The sequence below is a fragment of the Nonomuraea sp. NPDC001684 genome, from assembly GCF_053596515.1.
On the sequence record NZ_JBSFGJ010000516.1, the window covers coordinates 1 to 6,166 of the forward strand.

Here is a 6,166-nt window from a genome sequence, read left to right on the forward strand (position 1 = left end):
CCGGGCTGCGGCCGGCCTACGCCGACCCCGGCTACGCCGAGCGTTTCCCGCAGATCAGCTGGTCGGTCACCGCGGGCAACGCCAGCCCGATCAACGACGGCGCGGCGGCCGTCCTGATCACCAGCTCCGAGACCGCCGCCCGGCTCGGCCTGCGCCCACTGGCCCGGCTGCACAGCTTCGCCGTCACCGGCTCCGACCCGCTGCTCATGCTCACCGGCGTGATCCCGGCCACGGAGAAGGTGCTGCGCCGCGCCGGGCTCGCGCTGTCCGACATCGACCTGTTCGAGGTGAACGAGGCCTTCGCCAGCGTCGTGCTGGCCTGGTTGCAGGAGACGGGGGCCGACCCGGCGAAGGTCAACGTCAACGGCGGCGCCATCGCCCTCGGCCATCCCCTCGGCGCCAGCGGCGCCCGCATCACGACCACGCTCGTGCACGCCATGCGCACGCGCGGCGCCCGCTACGCCCTGCAGACCATGTGCGAGGCGGGCGGCCTGGCCAACGCGCTCGTGCTGGAGAACGCGAGCTGAGGCTCAGGCGGCGGCCCAGACGGCCTCGAACGCCGCCTGGGTGATCTCGGTCAGCTCCCAGATCTCCAGCGGCTGGTCGGTGAGGAAGCCGCGATCGTCCTGGAGCCGGCCCCACCAGTAGCGGTGGGCGACGCGGTCGGTGTCGACCTCGATCTGCCTGATCGCCCAGTGTTCGCCGTCGCCCTCGACGCTCTCGAACAGCCAGACGCGCCCGCCGGGGCCGGCGGTGTGCCAGAAGCGGTGGGGCACGTCGGCCTCGGCGAGCTGCTTGACCAGCGGCAGGCGAAGATCCGGGACCATGCCCCGTAGGTTACACCGCTACCGCTGGTAGGCCCCGGCGTCCGGCGACCCGGACAGCGGCCGGCCCAGCATGTCCTTGCCGAGGGCGGCGCCGCCGTACCAGGTGGGCGACAGCGGCAGGCCGCGGCCCAGCGCCGGGGAGCCAGGACGCAGGCGCAGGTCGGTGCGGGAGACGAACAGCGGGTCGGCCCTGACCGACTTCGGCCCCAGCTTGAAGGTGAGCTTGCGGCCGTAGTAGACGCTGCCGCCGTCGTCGACGCCCTTGCCGTCGGCCCAGCCCGCCTCGCCGCCGACCGCGATCACGTTGTTGCGCAGCCTCAGGATGGAGGGGCCGCAGCCGTCGTGGCAGGACCAGCCGATGGTGTCCTTGGCCGGCAGGTAGACCGAGTTGTGCACGGCGATCGTGCCCTTGACCGGGCCCACGACGTGGCCGGGCCCGCGGGTGATGAGGAAGGAGCCGCGGCTGCGGCCGGAGGTGACGACGTTGAAGGCGAAGACGTTGCCGGTGGCGGTCTTGCCCTTCTGGGCGCCGAGCTCGGTGAAGGTCTCGTTGTCGCGCGCGTGGTTGTAGGTGATGCGGTTGCGGTCGCCGTTGAAGATCTCGACGGCGGCGCCGTCGGTGCCGTAGTCGTGGCTCTTGGCGTAGCTGCCGGTGATGGTGTTGCGGGTCACCAGGTTGTCGTCGCCGTTGAGCAGCACGCCGAAGGCGCCGGAGTCGTTGTCGCCGCCCTCGTCGTCGACGCTCATGCGGTTGTTGCCGGTGAGCGTGCTGTCGCGGACGGTGTTGTGCGACCCGGACGGCGTGACCCACACGCCCGCGACGTTGCCGTCGGCCGCGACGCCGGTCAGCTCGATGTGGTGGCCGCCGAGCTGGAACCCGGCGAACCGGCAGCCGGTGGCGCGCAGGCCGCTGATCTGCCAGTAGGCGCCCTTGACGACCACGCAGTCGCGCTCCTCACCGCTGATGCGGGGCAGGGCCCCGGTGCCGTGGGAGCGGATGACGATGGGCCGGGCCGCGGTGCCGCTGGCGGTGAGCCGGAGCGGGCCGGTGAAGCTGCCGCCGCGCTTGAAGCTGACGATGTCGCCCGGCTTGAGCTCGGCGGAGCCGACCTTCTCCAGCGACTTCCACGGCTTGTCGGGGCTGGTGCCGGCGGCGGAGTCGTCACCGGCCCTGGAGTCGACGTAGTAGGTGGTGGCCGCCCTGGCTTCCGCGGCGGTCGGTACGGCGGTAAGGAGCGAAGCTGCGACGGCTACGGAGAGCAACCTCATGCGGGCACACCACTATCCAGTTGAAGACGGTACGGGGCCAGGCCATACCGTAGCGTGATCAGCGTGTGATGCGCCACACACTCACCGAAGGACCGTCCCCCGGGATCATGTCTCCGTCCTGGGCATTGTGGACGCCCTGGGCCTGCGTCCCGATGGGCAGCGCGGCGCCGGGCGCCCGGCGGACGGCCACCAGCAGCGACTCCTCGAACGTCTCGCGCGCGAAGACCAGGCAGTCGGCGTCGGAGTGCAGCCAGCGCAACCCTCCGTGACGCAGCGCGGGCTCGGCGCGGCGCAGCCCGAGCAGCTCGCGGTAGGCCGACAGGGTCGCCAGGTCCTGGTCGTGCGGCCGGTTCCAGGGCATGGGGGTGCGCGAGTGCTCCCCGTTGATCCCGGTCAGGCCGAACTCGCTGCCGGCGAAGACCATGGGCGTGCCGGGCAGCGTGGCCTGCAGGCCGAGGGCCAGCAGGTGGCGTTCGCGCGAGCCGGTCACCGTGCGGATGCGCGGCGAGTCGTGGGAGTCCAGGAGCTGCCAGGAGTGCGTGAGCGAGCGCCAGGACATGTGCGAGGCGAAGGACCTGAACGTGGCCAGGGTGTCGGTGCCGTCGCGCTCGGGCACGCCGCCCGGCACGCCGAGGAAGTGCGGCAGGTCCAGGTCGGGGCCGCGCAGCCAGGCCCAGACCGGACGGGTGAAGCCGCCGTAGTTCATGGTGCCGTGCCAGCCGTCGCGGTCGAGGTCGAGCGAGGCGTCGTGGTTGTGCTCGGCGATGAAGGCGGCCTCGGGGCCGAGCTGCCGGCGCAGCATGGCGGCGACCTCGTGGTTGCGGTCGTCGGCGCCGAGCCTGGCGGTCATGTTGGCGACGTCCACGCGCCAGCCGTCCAGCGGGCCGAGCCACTTCTTCAGCACCGCGCGCATGCTGGAGCGCACCAGCTCGCTGCCCCAGTTGAGCTTGGGCAGGGACTTGACGCCCCACCACGACTCGTAGTCGCCGGTGTCGGGGTCGAAGTAGAACATCTCCCGTTCGAGGGCGTTGACGTCGGAGACGGCGGCGGTGAACCATTCGTGGGCGTCGCCGCAGTGGTTGGTGGTGATGTCGCCGAGCAGGCGCATGCCGCGGGCGTGCAGCGCGCCGGACAGCCGGTGCAGGGCCTCGTCGCCGCCGAGCAGCGGGTCGACGTGCTCGAAGCTCGCGGCGTCGTAGCGGTGGTTGGAGCGGGCCGGGAAGATCGGCGTCAGGTAGACGGTGTCGGCGCCGAGCCCCTGGATGTGGTCCAGGCGCCGGGTGATGCCGTCGAGGTCGCCGCCGTAGAACTGCTGGGCGGTGCCGGGGCCGCTGGGGATCACCGGGTCGCGGTCCCAGTCGCGCGGCAGCGCCCAGTCGGGCAGGTCCGGCATCGGGCCGGAGCGGTCGAAGCGGTCGGGGAAGATCTGGTAGACGATCGCGTCCGACATCCACGAGGGCGGCGCCTGGTGGCAGACCAGGCGGAAGTCGCTGGCGTCGGTCACGTCGTGGGCGACCGGGCCGGCCGCGGTCAGCCACAGCTGGCCGCGGCGGGTGTGCAGCAGGAAGCGGTACGGGGTGACCGGGTTGACGGCGGTGATCTCCGCCTGCCACCACACGTCGTCCGCGCCGTAGCCGGCGACCGGCGTGCCGGTCCTGGAGTCGTCGACGCGGGCCTCGGCGTAGCGGGGCTCGCCGTCGCAGACGGTGCGCACGTGCACGCCGGTGATCCCGGCGGCGCGCGGGGCGCGCAGCCAGAGGGTCACCCGCGAGCCGAGCGCCGGTTCCCGGCTGGAGACGTAGAGAGCTGAGCCGTCGTGGTGCGGCTCGCCGACATGACGCAATGGACCTATCCCTTGACAGCCCCGGCCGTCAGGCCGGAGACGATGTACTTCTGGAGCCATAGGAACACGCTCACCGTGGGTACGGCGGTGAGCAACGTCGCGGCGGCGAACATGCCGAAGTTGGCGTTGCGGTGGTCGCCGGCGATCATGCCGTACATGCCGACGGCCAGGGTCTTGCTCTCGGGGTCGCGCAGGAACACGTTGGCCATGAGGAACTCGCTCATGATGCCGATGAAGGCCAGCAGCGCGGTGACCGCCAGGATCGGCGTGACCAGCGGCATGATGATCCGCCAGAAGATCTGCGCGTGGGTGGCGCCGTCCACGGTGGCGGCCTCGTCGAGCTCCTTGGGCACGGTGTCGAGGAAGCCCTTCATCAGCCAGGTGTTCACGCCGAGCGCGCCGCCCAGGTAGAGCAGCAGCAGGCCCCAGACGGTGTTGAAGCCGAACGCCGGGTACAGCTCGGTCACCCTGGTGAAGATCATGAAGATCGTCACGATGGCCAGGAACTGCGGGAACATCTGGATGAGCAGCAGCGCCAGCAGCCCGACCCGGCGGCCGGTGAAGCGCATGCGGCTGAAGGCGTAGGCGGCCAGCATCGACAGCAGCAGGCTCGCGAACGACGAGACCAGCGCGATGAACACCGAGTTGAAGAACCACCGGCCGAACGGATAGTCGTCGGAGGTGAGCAGGTTGGCGAAGTTGTTCAGGCTCGCCCCCGACGGCAGCAGGTCGGTGGAGGCCAGCGTGCCCATGGGGTTGATCGCGGCCGAGACCACGAACAGGATCGGGAACAGCGCGAACGCGCACACCGCCAGCACGAACACGTGCCTGAGCGCGATCCTCATGCGTAGACCTCCTCCTGCTTGCGGGTACGGCGGAAGGCCACGGCCGAGATGACCGCCACGATCGCGAAGATGAACACCGAGATCGCCGCCGCGAACCCGAACTGCGCCCCGCCCGCGCCGAACGCCAGCCGGAAGGTGTAGGTGATCAGCAGGTCGGTGGCCCCCACCTGCGGGCTCTCGGCCGGGAACGGCCCGCCGTCGGTGGTGAGCGCGATGGCGTTGAAGTTGTTGAAGTTGAACGCGAACGACGAGATCAGCAGTGGCGTCAGCGCGACCAGCAGCAGGGGCAGCGTCACCCGGCGGAACGCCTTCCACGGCGTGGCGCCGTCGATGGAGGCCGCCTCGGTCAGCTCGCGCGGGATCGCCTGGAGCGCGCCGGTGGTGACCAGGAACATGTACGGGAAGCCGAGCCACAGGTTGACCAGGATGACCGCGAAGCGGGCGGTGACAGGCTCGCCGAGCCAGTCGACGCTCAGCCCGAAGAACTGGTTGATCAGGCCGAAGTCGCGGTTGAACATGTCCCGCCAGACCAGCAGCATGGCGAAGGCCGGCATCGCGTACGGCAGGATCAGCGCGATCCGGTAGATCTTCGTGCCGCGCATGCGCGGGTGGTGCAGCGCCAGCGCCACGGCCATGCCGAGCCCGAACGTGCCGGCCACGGAGGCCAGCGCGAACACCAGGTTCCAGCCCAGCACGCCGACGAAGTAGCCGGAGATGGTGGGGTTGGTCAGCACCCGGGCGAAGTTGTCCAACCCGACGTTCGCCTGCCAGCCCTGTGCCAGGTGCTCGCCCTCGGCGTTGACGAAGTAGCCCTGGGCCTCGTCGGCCGTCCAGGTGTCGCCGTTGCCCTTGACGCAGTCGCAGGCGGCGTCGTAGACCAGCGCTGCCTTGCCCTCCACGGCCCGGCTGAGGCCGTTGGCCTTGATCGCGCCGCCCGGCGTCGGCACGGACAGCGCCGAGATCTCCTGGCCGCGGGCGGCCGCCTCGGGCGCCTTCAGCACGGTCACGCCGGGGGCCGACAGGACCTTGCCGGTGAGGCCGACCTGGGCGCCGGCGAGCGGGGTCAGCCCTTCGGCGGTGCCCAGCCGGACCTGCTTGGTCGTGGGGTCGACCAGCAGGAACACCAGCTCGTCGCCGCGCAGGGCGGCGGTCAGGCCGTACTCGGGCGAGCCGGGGGCCTGGCGCACCGAGCCGGTCTCGATGGCGGTGACCGCGTCGGCCTTGTCGCCGCGGTGCCCGTCGCCGAAGTTCGTGAACGCCGTGGTCACCGTGTAGAGCACGGGCAGCACCTGGAAGGCGATCAGGAAGACGGTGCCGGGGACGAGGTACTTGGCCGGGATGAAGCGGCGGGTCAGGTACAGGTAGGAGATGGCCGCGGCGGC

At 71.1% G+C, this 6,166-nt stretch carries 6 protein-coding genes; 1 reads left to right on the forward strand and 5 read right to left on the reverse strand.

The annotated features are described in order from the left end of the window. Positions 1-527 (forward strand): thiolase family protein (locus tag ACWCSD_RS45710; RefSeq protein ID WP_449924881.1); only part of this gene is annotated, 527 nt, incomplete at its 5' end. Between the two features lie 3 nt (positions 528-530). Here the strand turns inward: ACWCSD_RS45710 and ACWCSD_RS45715 are convergent. The 5 genes from ACWCSD_RS45715 to ACWCSD_RS45735 form a co-directional block, all read right to left on the reverse strand. Beyond that, positions 531-827, reverse strand: a complete 297-nt coding sequence (locus ACWCSD_RS45715) for a hypothetical protein (RefSeq protein ID WP_357969202.1) — start codon at positions 825-827, stop codon at positions 531-533. Between the two features lie 18 nt (positions 828-845). Next, entirely contained in the window at positions 846-2,096 is a 1,251-nt protein-coding gene (locus ACWCSD_RS45720; protein ID WP_449924885.1) for a right-handed parallel beta-helix repeat-containing protein, read from the reverse strand. A gap of 58 nt (positions 2,097-2,154) precedes the next feature. Continuing rightward, complete coding sequence (locus ACWCSD_RS45725; protein WP_449924888.1) at positions 2,155-3,939, reverse strand: glycoside hydrolase family 13 protein; 1,785 nt, start codon at positions 3,937-3,939, stop codon at positions 2,155-2,157. Positions 3,940-3,944: 5 nt separating this feature from the next. Then, entirely contained in the window at positions 3,945-4,784 is an 840-nt protein-coding gene (locus ACWCSD_RS45730) for a sugar ABC transporter permease (RefSeq protein WP_358292982.1), read from the reverse strand. After that, on the reverse strand, positions 4,781-6,166 hold a 1,386-nt coding region (locus tag ACWCSD_RS45735), incomplete at its 5' end, for an ABC transporter permease subunit (RefSeq protein WP_449924891.1). The genes ACWCSD_RS45735 and ACWCSD_RS45730, both read right to left, overlap by 4 nt.